Below are 529 nucleotides of genomic sequence, written 5' to 3'. Positions count from 1 at the left end.
GTCTGAATGTTTTCAGGCAAACGCTCAAAGGCAGACTGCAAATCGTCTTGCGTCAGAATTAAATCGTCGATGGTTTGAGCGGATGTACCGTCAAAGCGGTTGGTGTATTCAATCAGCGCCGCATCGCCGCGTTTTTGAACATCGGCGCAGATGTCAGCAACAATACGGTCGATTTCAGGATTTTGCGCGGTTTCAAAAGCGAGTAACGATTTGAGTTCGGCTTGAAAATTAGGGGATTGGGTGTCGAGTTTCTTCATGGTTTGCTCTCTTCCTTGTTTCGTTCCTATTGTTTTCAGACGGCCTCAATCACTCAAAGGCCGTCTGAACATTATCTTTTCAAAAAACCTTTTTTCTGCAAAAACGCCAACATATGCGGCCGTACAGGATTACCCAAGGTTTTGGCCAGCGATTCTTTCCAAGGTATCGGGCTACCCTTGCGTAGCTCATAATAATTCGCTACTGCCTGATTATAGGCTTCAACGGCATCGGCATTCAGGCTCGGACAGGCGTTTTCGGCATACACCATTTC

1 protein-coding gene and 1 pseudogene are annotated in these 529 nt (G+C 46.7%); both read right to left on the bottom strand.

Features of this window, described 5'->3' with window-relative positions:
- A partial coding sequence (locus tag ACTHUR_RS17825; RefSeq protein ID WP_440400065.1) for a histidinol dehydrogenase occupies positions 1-257 on the bottom strand: 257 nt, incomplete at its 3' end.
- A gap of 71 nt (positions 258-328) precedes the next feature.
- Positions 329-529: pseudogene (locus ACTHUR_RS17820) on the bottom strand (oxygen-insensitive NADPH nitroreductase); the annotation flags it as partial.

It is taken from the genome of Neisseria sp. P0021.S007 (genome assembly GCF_051956855.1).
The sequence above is the reverse complement of the archived record's forward strand: the minus strand, read 5'-3'. Positions and strand labels throughout refer to the sequence as shown.